Source organism: Capnocytophaga sp. (assembly GCF_030532915.1).
Classification (GTDB): domain Bacteria; phylum Bacteroidota; class Bacteroidia; order Flavobacteriales; family Flavobacteriaceae; genus Capnocytophaga.
Genome location: NZ_JAUNKD010000005.1, coordinates 70,735 through 87,191 on the forward strand (window position 1 = coordinate 70,735; position 16,457 = coordinate 87,191).

At 38.8% G+C, this 16,457-nt stretch carries 12 protein-coding genes; 5 read left to right on the plus strand and 7 right to left on the minus strand.

The window, feature by feature from the left end:
• Nucleotides 1-64: 64 nt before the first annotated feature.
• From Q4D72_RS02625 to Q4D72_RS02635, 3 genes are all read right to left on the minus strand, one after another.
• Nucleotides 65-1,903 carry an SUMF1/EgtB/PvdO family nonheme iron enzyme gene (locus Q4D72_RS02625; protein WP_303075864.1) on the minus strand — a complete coding sequence of 613 codons (1,839 nt, stop codon included), beginning with the start codon at nt 1,901-1,903 and terminating at the stop codon, nt 65-67.
• A 188-nt stretch (nt 1,904-2,091) separates the two neighbouring features.
• Nucleotides 2,092-4,752, minus strand: coding sequence for a putative LPS assembly protein LptD (locus tag Q4D72_RS02630; protein ID WP_303075894.1), 2,661 nt, complete (start codon nt 4,750-4,752; stop codon nt 2,092-2,094).
• Between the two features lie 71 nt (nt 4,753-4,823).
• Complete coding sequence (locus tag Q4D72_RS02635; RefSeq protein WP_303075865.1) at nt 4,824-5,345, minus strand: hypothetical protein; 522 nt, start codon at nt 5,343-5,345, stop codon at nt 4,824-4,826.
• Nucleotides 5,346-5,437: 92 nt separating this feature from the next.
• Here Q4D72_RS02635 and Q4D72_RS02640 point away from each other — a divergent pair, with 92 nt between their 5' ends.
• The 4 genes from Q4D72_RS02640 to Q4D72_RS02655 all read left to right on the plus strand — a co-directional run bounded on the left by Q4D72_RS02640 (nt 5,438) and on the right by Q4D72_RS02655 (nt 10,954).
• Nucleotides 5,438-6,445: a TlpA disulfide reductase family protein gene (locus Q4D72_RS02640; protein WP_303075866.1), complete on the plus strand. Its 1,008-nt coding sequence runs from the start codon at nt 5,438-5,440 to the stop codon at nt 6,443-6,445.
• A 1-nt stretch (nt 6,446) separates the two neighbouring features.
• Nucleotides 6,447-7,148 (plus strand): bifunctional 2-polyprenyl-6-hydroxyphenol methylase/3-demethylubiquinol 3-O-methyltransferase UbiG, encoded by a 702-nt coding sequence (locus Q4D72_RS02645; protein ID WP_303075867.1) that lies wholly within the window; start codon nt 6,447-6,449, stop codon nt 7,146-7,148.
• Between the two features lie 357 nt (nt 7,149-7,505).
• On the plus strand, nt 7,506-9,200 hold the full coding sequence (locus tag Q4D72_RS02650; RefSeq protein ID WP_303075868.1) for a putative transporter: 1,695 nt from the start codon (nt 7,506-7,508) through the stop codon (nt 9,198-9,200).
• Nucleotides 9,201-9,451: 251 nt separating this feature from the next.
• On the plus strand, nt 9,452-10,954 hold the full coding sequence (locus Q4D72_RS02655) for a YfcC family protein (protein ID WP_303075869.1): 1,503 nt from the start codon (nt 9,452-9,454) through the stop codon (nt 10,952-10,954).
• Nucleotides 10,955-10,968: 14 nt separating this feature from the next.
• On the opposite strand, the gene Q4D72_RS02660 is transcribed toward Q4D72_RS02655, so the two are convergent.
• The 3 genes from Q4D72_RS02660 to Q4D72_RS02670 all read right to left on the minus strand — a co-directional run bounded on the left by Q4D72_RS02660 (nt 10,969) and on the right by Q4D72_RS02670 (nt 14,169).
• On the minus strand, nt 10,969-11,601 hold the full coding sequence (locus Q4D72_RS02660; protein ID WP_303075870.1) for a PolC-type DNA polymerase III: 633 nt from the start codon (nt 11,599-11,601) through the stop codon (nt 10,969-10,971).
• A 4-nt stretch (nt 11,602-11,605) separates the two neighbouring features.
• Nucleotides 11,606-12,184: a non-canonical purine NTP diphosphatase gene (locus tag Q4D72_RS02665; RefSeq protein ID WP_303075871.1), complete on the minus strand. Its 579-nt coding sequence runs from the start codon at nt 12,182-12,184 to the stop codon at nt 11,606-11,608.
• A gap of 65 nt (nt 12,185-12,249) precedes the next feature.
• A complete protein-coding gene (locus Q4D72_RS02670; protein ID WP_303075872.1) occupies nt 12,250-14,169 on the minus strand; it encodes a DUF349 domain-containing protein in 1,920 nt (639 codons plus the stop codon).
• Between the two features lie 382 nt (nt 14,170-14,551).
• On the opposite strand from Q4D72_RS02670, the gene purE reads away from it, so the two are divergent.
• Nucleotides 14,552-15,040 carry a 5-(carboxyamino)imidazole ribonucleotide mutase gene (gene purE / locus Q4D72_RS02675; RefSeq protein WP_303075873.1) on the plus strand — a complete coding sequence of 163 codons (489 nt, stop codon included), beginning with the start codon at nt 14,552-14,554 and terminating at the stop codon, nt 15,038-15,040.
• 37 nt (nt 15,041-15,077) lie between these two features.
• On the opposite strand, the gene nhaA is transcribed toward purE, so the two are convergent.
• The gene (gene nhaA / locus Q4D72_RS02680) at nt 15,078-16,430 is read right to left on the minus strand and encodes a Na+/H+ antiporter NhaA (protein WP_303075874.1); all 1,353 of its coding nucleotides are present in this window, start codon (nt 16,428-16,430) and stop codon (nt 15,078-15,080) included.
• Nucleotides 16,431-16,457 lie beyond the last annotated feature (27 nt).

Here is a 16,457-nt window from a genome sequence, read left to right on the forward strand (position 1 = left end):
AAAATAAAATCCCTTTGGCACAAGTGCCAAAGGGATTTTTATCTTCTTGTTAAACTATTTTACATTAGTTCACAGGGAAAACCACTCGGAAACTGATGTTATTTTGGAACGAATCGTTTGCACCCCGGTTTGCTGAACGGCAATAGTTTGGTTTGCAATAAACACTTGCTCCACGACGCACAAACCTTTTCTTAGCATTATCGGTTTTGTATGGTTGAGGGTCAACCTTATCGGCAGATGTGTAATTTGAATAGTACTCATCGGCAGTCCACTCCCACGCATTTCCACTCATATCGTGAATACCCAACTCATTGGCTTTTAGAGTTCCGACAGGATTTAGCCCTTTTGAGTTTCCTAAGTGATACCCCACTTCATTAACGTTGTTACTTCCTGAGAATTTGTATTTTTGGCTTTTTGTTCCGCCCAAAGAAGCAAACTCCCACTGTGCTTCGGTTGGTAATGAACCTCCTACCCACTCGGCATAAGCCTTAGCTCCGTACCACGACACATAGGTTACCGGATAGTTTTCACGACCTTTTACCGGCTCAAAAGTATTTCCGTTTTTAACTATACCTTTTTCTCTTTCCTTTCCGATACCGTTGTAGTAGAGGAGTCCGTTTTCAATTTTATTACCTACCGCATTCAAAAACTTGGCGTATTGTGCATTGGTAATTTCGTACTTACTGATTCGGTAACTGCTTAGGGTTACGTTGTGGCGCACTCTTTCATCGGGGTCGCCATCATCGCTTCCCATTCTGAAAGTTCCGCCTTCAACCAAAACGGTATCAGCATCTTCGGGTGATACAGCACCTTCAAGTACATAAACCCCTAAAATTACTTCTTTTCCTGAGACTTTGTCTTTTATCGTAATCTCCGTTTTAACAGGGCTTGTTCCTGTTATGGTTATCGTACTTCCGGAAACGGTTACTTCCACTCCGGCAGGCACGCCCTCCACCCCATACTCACCACTTCCGTCAATTACTTGCACGGCAACCGATTCATATGGTTTTAAGCTGATATTGCTCACTTCGAGATTCAAAGCGTATACGTGAGCTACGATTTCTTTGGGTTCGTCCACATCATTGGCGATGGTAATAGTTACGGTTCCGGTTTTGTAGCCGTCGATGTAAATTTCATTTCCTTCTACACGCACTTTTGCGATGTTTTCATCACTTGATGTTACGGTGTAATTACCTGCACCTGAAACAATTTCTATTTTTGTACTTTCTAGTTTTTCCTTTTTTACAGCAGCCTGCTCTCTTTCAATGTCTGTATAAGCCTTAACAACAAGCTCATCTTCCTCAATATTTAATTCAATCAGCTGCTTTTCAGTTACAACAACAGGGAACTCAATTTTTTCTTCGCTTTCGGTATCAACCACTGTGATGGTTGTTGTTCCAGCGCTAAGAGCTTCCAAAACAAGAATGGTTGTTCCGGATAGGGTGGCCTTAACGACGGTCGGGTCTACCGACTCTACTTGGTAGTTTCCGTTCCCTTGTATACCGATTTCGGTTTGTGCTCCCGAAAGCAAGCTCATCTCATCGTCAATATCAACAACAAGTTCCACCAAACCGGCACTTACTTTAACCTTTACGGAATGCTTTTGACCTGATTTTTTGTCTGTTACCAAAATGGTTGTTTCACCCTCCTGAACGCCCGTTACCAGAACGTTTTTACCTGAAAGAATTACTGTTGCGATTGAAGTGTCGGCGCTTTGCACCTGGTACTCACCGCTTCCTGATTCAATACCAAAAGAGGCTTCTTTATCGGCTCGCAACACAACTTCGGTACTGCTAACCTTCAAGGTGTCATAAACAACATCTTCTGCGATGTCTTTTTTAGAACAATTTGCAGCAACCACAACAAACAACGCAGTTATTGCGTAAATGAAAAACTTTTTCATAAAACTAATTATATTGAATTAATTAATAAATAATATTTATTTTGGGGGACAAAGCTACGGATTAAATGTTAAATAATTAGAAATAAATTCTTAATTTTTTCACAAAAGTTACTTCTTACCGAGAATCAGCAGCATAATTTTAAGAAATTGCTAATAAAACCCTGTTTTTACAAAAAAATCGTTTAATTTTAGCGAAGTACTCGGTCGGGTTCTCTGTTTTTCTCCCATTTAAGGTCAGAAAGCATTGATGATTTTATACCGATGAAGAAATACCACGAACTTCTGTACCCGAAAGGCGTGAACTGAAAACTCATTCTGAAGCTGTTCAAATCGCGCTCAAAACGCAATTGGGTGTAGGTAATCCCTTTATTTACAAAATCATAACCACTTGAAACCCCCACCTGCCATTTGGGTGACAGTTCCACATTACCCGAAAACATCACCGAATTATTTGAAATGCGTTTTTCGCGGGCTATATTACTGTACGTAAGCGAATACGCCAAATTAATATCCCACGGAATAGAGGCTTTGTAATGCGTTACTTTTTCTTCTTCATCCTCTTTCTCTTCGGTGTTTTTATGTGTGGACTGCATATCATTTAAAGGACGCGATGAACCGAATAAATCATCAGAACGTCCCCCCGAAGCCGTATTGTCTTCCCGATTGGATTTGTCTTTATTTCGATTTGAAAATGAATAACTTGTAGAAATATTCGCATTGGTTAAACGGAAAAGACTGCCACCATTGTTAATATTGAATTTTTCCATTTGCCTTCCGTTTTCATCAATCGCATAAGGGTTTAAGGTCATACCGAAATTCAGCGGAAGTTTCCCGTCAAAAAAAGTGGTACCGCCGGTTACCGAAACTGGACTAAATTGTTTGGTAATCACGTTGTAACTTGAACTGAAATTCAAGCTGTTAAGCAACATTACTTTTTTAGGTTCGGTTTGCGTACTGTCTTTCTGGCGCACTTTGGCTTCGAGCGTATTACTCAATGAAAACGAAACGGATTGCGACTTGCTCAGCCCCGGCGTTCCGTATATACCACCTTCAAAACGAGTATATTGCGATTTATTTCCGTAAGCATCTGAAATATATTCTTCGTAGTACCGGTCAAAAGCGGGCGTATATCCGTAGCTCACTGACGGGCGCATCACGTGCCGAATGGCTTGCACTTTGGCGTCTTTATTAAATCGGAAAGTTCCGTAAACCGTTGTCCCCAAGCTCGCTCCTATGTTATAGGTCAAAAATCGGTCAAAACCACTAACAGTATCGATGGGTATCCTGCCCGTATTATCGTTAAAATCTCTTTTTCGGATAGTTTTAAACTGCCAAGTTTCATTCAATGAGGAGTTTACACCAAAAGTTACGTATTTAAACAATTTAGCCGTAGTGCTCACAGGAATGGAATGGCGCACTCCGTTTCGGGCTTCTTGAAACATTTTTTTCGAAAAGAAAAGGCTATCGGTGGTTGAAAAACGATTGTCAGCCTGCATACTATACTGAAAATTAAGGCTTTTCAAAAGTCCTTTTTTGGTTTGCCCTTGTTTTACAAACGGATAGATACGCTCCACACTTGTTCGTAAAGCCGGCAAAGTCATTTCAATATTCTGCGTGTTCGTGTTTTGCGAATGTGAAGCCGTAACAGACAGATTAACAGATGGGTATGCAGGAAATGTTTTTGAATACGAAATCGAGGACGAAAGCGTATTGTTCAGCACGTTTGCCGAATTAATCTGATTGTATGAATTTTGATAATAACGGCTGCTCCCCAAATTAACGGAAGCCGAAAAACTTGAATTCGGGTTTGATTTAGAGTCCTTTGAGTGCGTCCACTGAATGTTATAAAGCGTAGTTCGGTTGTAATCAGGAAGCCCACGAATGCTGTAAATCTGGTTTTCGTAATTCAAATTGAAATTCCCTGAAAACTTATAGCGCTTGCTATAAGCCGATTGTGCTCTAAATCCGTAACTTCCGTTGGTAAAATAATCACCCGTGAGTGCCAAATCCATATAATCGCTAATCACGAAGTAATATCCTCCGTTTTGGATAAAATACCCACGATTGTTTACCTCGCCAAAAGTAGGGAAAATAAGCCCCGAAGTGCGCCCTGAAACCATCGGATAATAAGCAAACGGAATGGCAATAGGTGTCGGGATATCAACAATATACATATTACTAAGCCCCGCTACGACCTTCTTTTTCGGCACAAACTTGGCTTTGCGAATTTTGATGTAATAATCCGGATCGTCCAAATCTTCGGCTGTGGTGAGAATGGCATTTTTCATAAAATAAGTGGAATCATTTTCTTTTTTAATGATTTCACCTTTAATATTATTCTCATCTTGCTTGGTGTACGCATTGCGGATAATTGCCCGCTGGGTTTTGTAATTAAACCGAATGGAATCGGGTTCAATAACGTCATTACCTTGCTTAAAAACAGGATGTTGCGTGTATTCGCCCAACGAATCTTTCAAACGACCCGCATACACCTCGCCCACATCAAACTTAATCAGTTCAATACCCGCAGTAATGTCAATATCAGTATATTGCACCTGCGTTTCGTTATAAAGAATAATTTCACTGCGCACTTTGTTAAACACGATACTGTCTTGGGCTTTGTACTTCACAATATCTTCCAATTCGCCTTTGGGTTTTTGCAAGGTATCATTTTTCAGTGAATCAGCAACTTGCACAACCGAATCCAATTTAGGTGTTAATTGTTTTATGGTATCTTTAGCGTTCCTTGTGCGTTTTAACGTATCAAGCAACGAAAATCGGTTAATATACGGGTAATCCGACTTTTGGGCAGCAAACAAACCCGCATACCAAAAACAAGCGGTTGCGATTAACAAACTGATAATTAAGATGATTTGCCCTCGGTGTTTTAACAAAGTTCTTCGTTTTGAAATTCAAAAAATTAGCGTAAAAACTCACGCACTTCGTCCTTTAAATGGCTGATAGCACTTGACGAGGGCGAAGGCTTATTGATAAATTCAGTAAAAATAAACTCGGTCATTGCCTTTGCATCGGGCAATTCCTCATCGTGTGTAGCTTTACGAATGATTTGAATGGTTGCCATTTTAGCGGTACGAATAATATTCCATAATTTTTCGCTCATATAAATCTGTTGTGCCAAATTATGCTCAAATTCCTCATCAATGGAATTGACCAAAAGCGCCTCATATTCGCGCTTGGGCAAATTACGCGCCGGAATGCGAAGCAATAAATTTTGCGGACTAATACGCTCCAAAAAAAGCGTCATCCGTTCGTAGGCTTGCAAACGTAAAGGCAACGCAATCTTCTGATTTTCTTTATGTAATAAAAAATCACGACGCTTTTCCTCATTCTTTGTATGCAAACTAAAAAAATAGTAGGCAACAACCCCGACAATTGCCGATGGGATACAATAAAGCAAAAAAGTAACAATCTGGCTTTCCATTCTTATGATTATTTTTTTCGTGGACAAAAGTAGTATTTTTTGTTTTAAAAAAAAAATCTTACCTTTGGAAACTTATTTTAATAGTTCACTTTATGAAAAAACGACATCTAATATGCGTAATAAGTCTGTTGTTTTTTGCCGTTTCGTGCCAAGAAAACAGCTCGCCTGGCAAGGCAACGACTTTCACTATTGAAGGAAGCGTTCCGGCAAATATGCAGGGAAAAGTACATCTGTTTGAATTTAAAAACCAAACATACACACCGGTTGATTCCGTGGAAATTAACAACGGAATTTTTAAGTTCACCGGAAGCGTAACCGAGCCTTTGCTCTATTCGTTACGGCTGAATAATATCGGTAAACGAGCCAATTTCTTTTTAGAAAACACTGCCGTGAAAATGCAACTCAGTACCAATTGGGAAATCACAAAAATTGAAGGAACGGCAAACACGCTTTTGTTCAAAAAATACGACGATACCAATAAAAGGAAATCCGTAAACTTGGACAGCCTTTTGAAAACGGACAATTCTTCACCTGTAATTACTTATTTTTTAGGCAGAAACGCTTATTTGTACGATTTTGACGCACTGGTATCACTTCGCAATCAAATTGCTGACGAATTAACGCAAAACACTTATATTAAAGAACTTGACAGTGCCATTACCAAACTGGCAAGCGTACAACCCGGCAAACCCGCCCCCGAAATAACGATGGAAGACACAAACGGCAACACCTTCAAGTTAAGCGACTTAAAAGGAAAAAACGTGTTAATTGATTTTTGGGCGTCGTGGTGCCCCGATTGCCGAAAACAAAACCCGAATTTGGTTACGCTTTACAGCACTTATAAAGATAAGAATTTCACCATTTTAGGCGTTTCTCTCGACCGCAACAAAGACCATTGGAAACAAGCCATCGTCAAGGACAAACTCACTTGGCAACAAGGCTTTGTGGAAGGCGGCTGGAAATCAGACGTTGCAAAAACATACGCCTTGCGGTGGCTGCCTACCAGTATTTTAATTGATAAACAAGGCATTATCATCGCCCGAAATATCGAAAACGAAAAGCTAATTAACGACATTGAAAAACTAATATCAGAAAAATAAAATGAAAGACCTCTTCGGACAAGCCATTTTAGACTATCAGCAAGGTAATTACACGGAAGACATCAAAACCGAAACCACCATTTCGGAAGAAGACGTATTGCCCCTCCCCTATTTATTTCGCTCTTTTGCCGAAATGCCAAAATTGGAACAAAAAGCATTGCAACTAACACGCGGCAAGGTACTTGAAGTGGGCTGTGGTGCCGGAAGTCACGGGCTTTACCTGCAAAATAAGCGTGGTTTGGAAGTCCATTCCATCGACGTCTCACCCAAAGCCATTGAAGCCTGCAAACTCAGGGGATTAAAAAACGCCTCCGTTGCCAATGTTATGGATTTTGAAGGAAAATTCGACACCATTTTACTGCTGATGAATGGAGCGGGAATGTGTGGAAAGCTCAAAAAAATGGGCACTTTTCTTAGCAAAATTAAAAGTCTTTTAGCTCCAAACGGACAAATTTTCACCGATTCATCAGACATTATTTATATGTTTGACCAAAATCCCGACGGAACGTATGATGTGCCATTGCATTTTGAATATTACGGCGAGGTGGATTATTTAGTTAAGTACAAAGGGCAAAAAGAAAAACCGTTTCCGTGGTTGTACGTGGACTACAATACGCTCCAAAATGCAGCTCACTATGCGGGACTACAATGTGAACTCGTTGAAGAAGGCACTAATTTTGACTATTTAGCCAGATTATTTTAAGTCAATAACTTCTCTATTAAATAAGAGTAACATCAGAAAACATTCATTGCCCTTCTGCTGATTGGCCATTCCTACGAGGCTTCTTTCGAACAAAAATTTTAAAAGCATATTAATTCGGGACTATATCAGCTGGTCAAAATATCAAAAATTAATCCAAAAAATTGCATCTGCTAATGGAATTTAGTTTAGCAATTGATTACGAATAATTTAAAATTACGAAATTCATAATTTAACAGCAAATAATTATCAATATGATAAATTTATGTAGCATACGTTAAAAAAAATTTAATTTTTATTACTCCAAGTCGGATAAAAGCAGTATTTTTGCGCTCGGAAAAATTTTAAAATATTTAACGTATGGATTGGATAGTAAATCTGTTTTCAAACCACGAAAGCGTGGCTTACACCGTTATTATTTACAGTATCGTGATTGCCTTGGGGGTGGCTCTGGGCAAGATTCGCATTTGGGGAATTTCATTCGGGATTGCCTGTGTACTTTTTGCCGGAATTGCCGTAGCGCATTTCGGGTTTACGGTAGATGGTCACATTCAACATTTTATAAAAGAGTTCGGGCTTATTTTATTTGTCTATACCATTGGTTTACAGGTAGGTCCGGGTTTTTTCGCTTCGTTTCAACAGGGCGGACTAAAATTGAACAGTTTGGCAATTTTGTCGGTACTTGCCTGCTTGCTCACCGTCATCGGGCTACATTATGTCACTGGCACGCGAATGGCTGAGTTAGTGGGAATTATGTCAGGTGCCGTGACCAATACGCCCGGTTTGGGCGCTGCTCAACAAGCCATTGTTGATGTTTCATTAGAAAGAGGTATTTCACAAGAAGCCATTAATGAAACACTTTCTAACGTATCTAACGGATATGCAGTAGCTTACCCATTTGGTGTATTGGGTATTATTTTGGTGATGATGGTGCTAAAATCGGCTTTAAAAGTGAATTTAGATGCCGAAAAACGATTAAATCAATGGAAAATCAACAAAAATAATTCAACGGTTGATAAAATTGCCGTATATGTTGAAAATCCTATTTTATTTAACAAACATATTGCCATCATCAAACAGACTTTGGGAATGGATTTTGTGGTTTCTCGCCTGTATCGCGAAGAAAATGTGCTTTTGGTGGATAAAGACACGCTACTTAAAGAGGGTGATATTTTGCTTTTGGTTGCCAATCCGAAAGATTTTGAGCGTCTTAGCACTTTGGTGGGCAAAAAAGCCAACTTGTCGTTATTTGACGAAGAGGCAACCAATATTATTTCGCGCCGAATGAACGTTACCAACAAATTGGCATACACCAAAAAATTAGGCGAAATTAACGTTCGTGAAAAATACGGAGTTACCATTAGTCGTGTATATCGTGCCGGTATTGAATTTGTTCCGACCAAAGACACAAAACTTCAATTTGGTGACACCATCACGGTGGTGGGTGATGAAGAACATATCAAACTGATTGAAAAAGTTTTTGGAAATTCAAAAAAACGCCTGCAACATCCGCACATTGCCGAACTTTTCTTCGGAATTGTACTTGGTGTGATTTTGGGTTCTATTCCTTTGTATATTCCGGGAATGTCGTCGCCTGTAAAACTTGGACTAGCGGGTGGTCCGCTTATCGTTGCGATTTTAATCAGCCGTTATGGCGGACGTTTTTCGGTAACGCATTACGTTTCACATAGTGCTAATTTGATGGTTCGTGAAATTGGTATTGTATTGTTTTTGGCAAGCGTGGGGTTGGGAGCCGGACAAGGCTTTATCAAAACACTTTCCGAAGGTGATGGATTGCAGTGGATGCTGATGGGTGTCGCCATTACACTTATTCCTTTAATTGTTGTGGCACTGACGGCTCGTTTTTACTTTAAATTGAATTTCCTTGAAATTTGCGGACTTTTATCAGGCTCACAAACTGACCCTCCGGCGTTGGCTTTTGCGCACGATGTAACAGGTTCAGATGCTCCGGCAGTAACCTATGCAGCCGTTTACCCACTCACGACTTTTATGCGGATTATGGTTGCACAATTACTCATTGTATTATTTTTATAACACTGAAAAAATAGTTGTTTATAAACCGAAAACGCTCAAATCCTTTACTGATTTGAGCGTTTTGTTTAAATCTTTATAATCGGGTATAAAATTAATCACAGACCGAAAACCACGAAGCACATCACGGATGTCTTAATTAAAATTTATTTCAAGAATTGTAACACAAAAATTTACTCTTGATGGTTGAATGTGTACTCCCATTGATTTAATTATTATTTTTTTCTATCTTTGCGGTCATTTAATTTAGAATTATGAAACGTTTTTTGAAATTTCCGACCCCTTACACCGTACTTATGATTGTGATTGCCTTGGCAGCTTCTTTAACGTATTGGCTTCCGTCAGGAACCTATGATACACTGTCATATGATAAAGAACAAAATCTTTTCATCGTTAAATCAAAGGATAAAACCTACTCACTGGAAGCAACACAACAGACTCTAAACGAGAAAGGTATCGGAATTCATATCGATAAATTTAAACAAGAAAAAATCAAAAAACCGGTTTCTATTCCCAACACATATCGGCAAAGTGAAGCCAAACCACAAGGTATTTTAGAAATTCTTTACGCTCCCATAAAGGGAATTTATGAAGCCATTGACATCGTTCTTTTTGTCTTGATTTTGGGCGGATTTATCGGTGTTTTCAATAGCTCAGGAACGCTCAATGAAGGTGTTGGGTATTTGGCTTATCGGCTTAAAGGGCGTGAAGGAATTTTAATCATACTGATTTCCACATTGATAGCCTTGGGCGGAACCTCATTCGGGCTTGCCGAAGAAACCTTGGCATTTTACCCAATATTAGTCCCCGTTTTTTTAGCCGCAGGATATGACCTCATCGTTCCGTTGGCGGTTATTTACTTGGGGTCATCAATAGGTACAATGGCATCAACCACCAATCCGTTTTCAGTAATTATCGCGTCTGACTCGGCAGGAGTGGATTGGACAACCGGATTTGCAAGCCGAGCCATTATGCTTGTTTTATCGCTGATAATCAGCATAGCTTATATCATTCGGTATGCTGAAAAAGTACGAAAAAACCCGCAAGTATCTATTGCTCACGGAGTTTCTTTACCGGAATCACTCGCTGCGGAGCAAGCCGTTCCTGTTGAAAAATTGAAGTTTTCAAGCAAATTGTTACTCATTGTTTTCGCACTTTCATTTATCGTAATGATTATAGGCGTTTCACAATGGGAATGGTGGTTTACGGAAATGACCGCCCTGTTTTTGGTGGCTTCGGTGTGCATTGCTCTTTTGCAACGCATTGATGAAGAACGATTTATAACCACTTTTATCAATGGCGCAAAAGATTTATTGGGCGTGGCTTTCATCATCGGGATTGCCCGAGGGGTTAATTTTATCTTAAATGACGGACAAATTGCCGATACCATTTTGTATCATTCGTCTAATTTGGTAAACGGAATGTCGCCCTTGTTGTTTCTCCCCGTGTTGATGTGCGTATTTGCCTTTTTAAATCTGTTTATTTCGTCATCATCAGGAATGGCAGTAGTTACAATGCCCATTATGGGTGCTTTGGGAGCTTCGGTAGGCATTGAAGGTCAGAATATTGTGAATGCTTACCTCTTCGGAATGGGGTTGATGAGCTTCATTACGCCAACGGGACTCATTCTACCATCATTGGCAATGGTGAACATCAATTACAAACAATGGTTGAAATTTGTTCTCCCGCTTTTGATGATGCTAACGCTTTTGGCGGTGATGGTACTTTTGGGTGAATACTATCGCCAATCTGTTTAATTTTAAGCTGATTATCACAACTTTAAAAGCATATTTAAGGTTGTGATTTTCCTAAACTCTGCAAGTTTACTAATTATTTTTAAAAAAGCGATGGCTGTCAGAAAGGCATCGCCCGCTGCGTTGTGTCGGTCGTGCGTGATGATGTTAAGTTCTTGACACACTTCATCTAAGGTGTAATTTTTATCATTTTGCAGAAGATAATTAATTATCTTTATTTTTTTAAATAAATAATTGGTATCCAAATAGTTGTTGTTCAGAATTGGCAATTGATGTCGCTGGAAAGCCGCATTTATCATTTTGATGTCATACCCCACGTGGTGCCCTACCAAAACGGCATCTTGAACGTAATTAAAAAACAGTTCAACCGCCTCTTTTTCAGGAAGTTTGTCATATTTATGATTTTTGATAATGCCGTGAATCGGGATACTTTCAGGGTTGGATTTTTCTTGTTTTAGAAACACTTCCAAACTGTTTTTCAAATCAATACGATTTTTAAAAACCGTTACAGCTCCTACAGATAAAATTCGATCTGTAACAACATCAAAACCGGTAGTTTCCGTATCAAAAACTACAAATCGGACTTCTTCCAACGGAATAGCCAACTCCTTATTTTTATCAAAAAAACGATGAAAAAATGATGAAAACACCCTGTTAATTTTTCAAAAAATGTAATAATTTCTCAAAGGCCCTTGCTCGATGACTGATTTGGTTTTTAATTTCAACAGAAAGCTCGGCAAAGGTTTTTGAGTATCCACAAGGCTGAAAAACAGGGTCATAACCAAAACCATTATTCCCTTTGGGGAACGCCGTGATAACGCCTTCAACTATGCCTTCAAAAAGATAACTTTTTTCACCTAAACATAAGGCTATCACGGTTTTGAATCGTGCTTGCCTATCAGTTTTATCGTGCATATTTTGCAAAAGCAACTGTATGTTATCAGCATCACTTTTATGCTCTCCGGCATAACGAGCGGAATAAACCCCCGGTTGATTATCCAACACACTGACTTCCAATCCCGTATCATCGGCAAAGACATCATAACCATATCTTTTTTTTATGTATTTCGCCTTTAACAGCGCATTGCCTTCAATGGTACTTTCAGTTTCGGGAATATCTTCCTGACAATCAATATCATTCAAACTTAAAAGCTGAATATTTTCAGGCATAAGTTTCTGAATTTCTTTAAGTTTATTTATGTTATGAGTTGCAAAAACAAGTTTTGTTACCATTTTATACTTTTTTAACAAAAGAAGAAGAGACTCCCGCCTCTTCTTCCACTTAATTCAACCTATTATTACTCACTCACTTGCTCTTCATCTGCTTGTGATTGATGTAATTGCTTCAATTCGTGTAATTTTGCCTTCCAAGTTTCGAGTGTTTCTTTCTGGGCGGTTATGTTTTTAATCACATCGCGCAACAACGGATTTTTCTCATCTACATTACTGAAAAACTGCAAGTTATTTTCCAATTGTAAAATTTCGGACGTAAGCTCATCAATTTTGCGACGCACAAATATCATTTCATAACTGAGTGAATTTTCATCCTCATCATTGGCTAATTTCTCCAATTTGTTGTTGTATTTGAGAAGTTCAATTTCCTGTTTGTCAAAATTCAATTTTCGATAAAAACCATCAATAATTTTATGGAATTTTGTATCAATGCTTTTTTTAGACAGAGGCACTTTACCCAATTCATTCCATTGATTTACAAAACCTTGCAGAATTTCAATTTCCTTGTCTCTATCCGCTGTTAATTGGTGTTCTTTAACTTTATCAAGAAAATTTTTCTTCTTTTCAAGAACTTCAAACTCTTTATTTTGGTTATTTTTGATAGCCTTACCAAGTGCGTTAAAATACTCATTACAAACCTTTTGGAATTCCCGCCAAAGTTTATCGGCATTTTTTCTGGGCACATTGCCAATTTGCTTCCAATCTTCTTGAATTTTTTTCATAACGGGTGTTACAGCCTGCCAATCCTCACTGTTTTTGTTGGCTTTGGCAATCTCCAACAGCGCCATTTTTTTCTCTAAATTTTCCTGTTGCTCTTTTTTGAGTTTTTTGTAATAACTATTTTTCTTGCGATTGAAAGAACGTGCCGATTCGTTAAATTTTTTCCAGATTTCATCAGCTGAATGAGCCGGAACCCGACCTAAATTAAGAAATGTTTCACGCAAAGTTTCCATTTCCTTAATAGCTTTTTGCCAAGCCCCGTGGGTGGCGAATTCACGTGATGCAAGTTCTTTTATTTTTTCAATAATTTCGGTCTTTTTCTGAGCATTTTGCTCAAAAACTTTGTCTAAATTGGCAAAATAAAACTGTTTTTTCTCGTGAATGGCTTTGGTGGCTTCACTGAATTGTTGCCAAATTTCTTCGCGATATTCGCGTGCCACAGGCCCTATGTCTTCCTTCCAAACCTTGTGCAAAAGCTGCAATTCACGAGATGCCCGCATTGCATCAACTTCCTCTTTTGCAAGTTCTTGGGCTTTTTTAATTATTTTTCGTTTTTCTTCCAAATTGCGTTTAAAATCAATATCGCGCAAATCGCGGCTTAAATCAATAAAATCATAGAAATTTTCAACGTGATGGTGATAATTTCCCCACAAAACATCATAATCTTTGTGTGAAACGGCACCGGCTTTGCGCCAACGCTCCTGTAATTGCTGAAAATGCTTGAACGTGGTGTTTATATTTTCTTCAATATTTATCAAATTCTTGATTTCTTCAATAATTTCTTGGCGTTCTATCAAGTTTTGATGATGAATTTTCTCCAACTCACGGTGATAACGATTTCGTTTTTCACGATATTCATTAAACAGCGCATAAAAAGTTCTGTGAACGGGACTTTCGTATTTAAAATCATAGCTTTCGCCCCCGTCAGCAATAAATTCTTCCTTTTTTTCTTCCAGAAGAGCCTCATACTTACGGTCAAACTCGTGTTTGATTGCCTCTGCGTGCTTTTTAATTGCCTGTACTTTTTCAGAATGGAGCAATTTTTTCAGTTCGTTGGATAATTTTTCCATCGACATTGCTTCGTAATCCAAAAAAGGGATTTCGTGCCGTTTTGATTTTTCCGAATCTTCGGCATCTTCGGCATTTTCTTGATGAATTTCTTCAAGAATACGGTTGGTAGTTTCAACATTCTCTTGAAGTTTTTGCGCTTGATTGAAATCCTTGCTCTCTGCCGGATGCAGATTATCGTTTGTTAGTTCTGACATAAGACTTATGATTTATGTTTATATTGTCCTTGAATTAAGCGAAATACGTCCTAAAATTACAACAATTTATTTAATATCCTAATTTTTTTTGATTCTTTTTTTAATTTTTTTTGGATTTTTAATTGCAACAAACAGCTAATTAATTAACTATCAATAAATTAAACTAAAACACAAAAATCACTATTTTTCTGTTCTTTTGATAAGAAAACGATGTAATTTTTGCATTTTTCTCGTGAAATGACTCCTAAAAATCTGCTGCTGAAACCAAAAAAAATGCGTATTTTGAATTCATCTGCAAATGTCATACTTTTGCAAACGAATTAGAAGTTTTCTTCTTATCCCATAAAAATAACGTTTAATCTTTTAATAAATTGAAAAAAAAATGAAAGTAGCCATCGTAATGGGAAGCAAAAGCGACCTTCCCGTAATGCAAGAAGCCATTGACATCTTAAAAAATTTTGGAATAGAAACGCTGGTGGATATTGTTTCGGCTCATAGAACGCCTGAAAAATTGATGGATTTCAGTACCAACGCCCACAAAAACGGAGTGAAAGTCATCATTGCCGGTGCCGGTGGTGCCGCTCACCTGCCGGGAATGGTAGCCTCAATGTCGCCACTGCCCGTAATCGGGGTTCCGGTTAAAAGCAGTAATTCAATTGATGGTTGGGACTCGGTGCTTTCCATTTTACAAATGCCCGGTGGCGTTCCCGTAGCAACCGTAGCGCTCAACGGAGGCAAAAACGCAGGTATTTTGGCAGCGCAAATCATCGGTGCGCAACATTCCGAAGTGCTTGATAAAATTATTCGGTACAAAGAAGCATTAAAACAAGCAGTTTTAACCTCAGCTGAAGAACTAAAAAAAGGATTTTGATTTTCTCAAAATCCTTTTTTTACACATAATTAGATATTTATTCCACATTACAGCCTTCTTTGGCAAGCGTTGGCTTTTCGTTTTTAACATTCAAAATCATATACCCCAGAACACCGCCAAGGATGGAAGCCGCAAAAATTCCGATTTTTGCCTGATCCATATAAAGCGGATTAGAAAAAGCCAAGGTGGTAACAAACAACGACATCGTAAAACCAATTGCCGCTAAAAGCCCCAATCCGAAGAGGTTACGAACGTTCATTCCTCTGGGGAAAGACGACACGCCCAATCGTACCATTAATAAAGTAGCACCTGCCACACCGATTACTTTTCCGAAGAACAAGCCCAAAGCTACACCCCACGCAATGTTGGTGCTGAACAACATATCCATATCAATGGACAACGAAACACCGGCATTAGCCAAGGCAAATATAGGAATCACCACAAAAGTAACAAACGGATGCATTGCGTGTTCCAATCGTTGTAACGGCGGGATTGACCTGCGGGTATCAACCGCCACTTTTTCCAACAATCGAAGTTGGTTATCGGTAAGCGTCGGAATTTTATGATTCGGGTCTAACCGTTTGAATTTCTTCAAATAACTTTGTATGTTATGCACAAATTCATTTTCTTTAAGTTGCACATCAGCAGGAATCATAAAGGCTATCAACACGGCTGCGATGGTGGCGTGAACCCCCGAAAGCAGAAATTCTATCCAAATGGCAATACCGATTAAGGCGTAAAACAACACTGTTCGGATACCGATACGTTTACCTATATACAAAACAGACAACAACGCCAGCCCCAATCCTAAATTGGAAAGCGATATATCGGACGTGTAAAAAAACGCAATTACCAGCACGGCTCCGAGGTCGTCCACGATAGCAAGTGCCGTTAAAAATACTTTAAGCGTGAAGGGAACTTTATCGCCCAAAAGATACAAAACCCCCAATGAAAAAGCAATGTCGGTCGCCATCGGGATTCCCCAACCGCTGTGCACATCACCCGACGGATTGAGCAGTATGTAAATCAATGCCGGAACTACCATTCCACCAATGGCAGCAACAATGGGCAGTATTGCCTTTCGCGGATTTGAAAGCTCACCGGCAACAATTTCACGTTTCAATTCAAGCCCCACCACAAAAAAGAACAGTGCCATCAATCCGTCGTTAATCCAATGCAATAACGACATATCCAAGTAGGTTTTTCCGTTAAAAACGAACCCCAAATGTTGCTTAAAAAAACTAAAATAGGTATCTGACCAGGGTGAATTTGCCAAAAAAAGCGCTAAAATAACGTTTATGCCCAACACTACGCCTCCTGATTTGGCTTGTTTGGTAAATTTATAAATAAAAGAAGAAATTGTACTGACAATATATTTGTTTTTTCTCATTTTTTGAAGTATTTAAAACGTGGTAAA

Coding starts and splice junctions, on each gene's coding strand:
- Q4D72_RS02625 (WP_303075864.1), bottom strand. CDS start 1,903: ATGAAAAAGTTTTTCATTTACGCAATAACTGCGTTGTTTGTTGTGGTT.
- Q4D72_RS02635 (WP_303075865.1), bottom strand. CDS start 5,345: ATGGAAAGCCAGATTGTTACTTTTTTGCTTTATTGTATCCCATCGGCA.
- Q4D72_RS02640 (WP_303075866.1), top strand. CDS start 5,438: ATGAAAAAACGACATCTAATATGCGTAATAAGTCTGTTGTTTTTTGCC.
- Q4D72_RS02645 (WP_303075867.1), top strand. CDS start 6,447: ATGAAAGACCTCTTCGGACAAGCCATTTTAGACTATCAGCAAGGTAAT.
- Q4D72_RS02650 (WP_303075868.1), top strand. CDS start 7,506: ATGGATTGGATAGTAAATCTGTTTTCAAACCACGAAAGCGTGGCTTAC.
- Q4D72_RS02655 (WP_303075869.1), top strand. CDS start 9,452: ATGAAACGTTTTTTGAAATTTCCGACCCCTTACACCGTACTTATGATT.
- Q4D72_RS02665 (WP_303075871.1), bottom strand. CDS start 12,184: ATGGTAACAAAACTTGTTTTTGCAACTCATAACATAAATAAACTTAAA.
- Q4D72_RS02670 (WP_303075872.1), bottom strand. CDS start 14,169: ATGTCAGAACTAACAAACGATAATCTGCATCCGGCAGAGAGCAAGGAT.
- purE (WP_303075873.1), top strand. CDS start 14,552: ATGAAAGTAGCCATCGTAATGGGAAGCAAAAGCGACCTTCCCGTAATG.
- nhaA (WP_303075874.1), bottom strand. CDS start 16,430: ATGAGAAAAAACAAATATATTGTCAGTACAATTTCTTCTTTTATTTAT.